Here is a 235-nt window from a genome sequence, read left to right on the forward strand (position 1 = left end):
CCGTTTCCTGGAGCTCTACGGGAAGATCACCAACCCGGCGAACGGCTACTTCTCTCCCGAGGGCATCCCCTACCACTCGGTCGAGACGCTGATCGTCGAGGCGCCGGACCACGGCCACGAGACCACCTCGGAGGCGTACAGCTACCTCCTGTGGCTGCAGGCCATGTACGGCAAGGTCACGGGTGACTGGTCGAAGTTCAACGGCGCGTGGGATCTGATGGAGAAGTACATGATC

The 235-nt window shown here is 62.1% G+C and carries 1 protein-coding gene; it reads left to right on the top strand.

The genetic code is table 11. From position 1 onward, the window contains the following. Window positions 1-235 (top strand): glycoside hydrolase family 48 protein (locus tag ADK65_RS08450; protein ID WP_159038745.1); only part of this gene is annotated, 235 nt, incomplete at both ends.

Source organism: Streptomyces sp. NRRL B-1140 (assembly GCF_001280065.1).
In the GTDB taxonomy this organism is placed as follows: Bacteria; Actinomycetota; Actinomycetes; order Streptomycetales; family Streptomycetaceae; genus Streptomyces.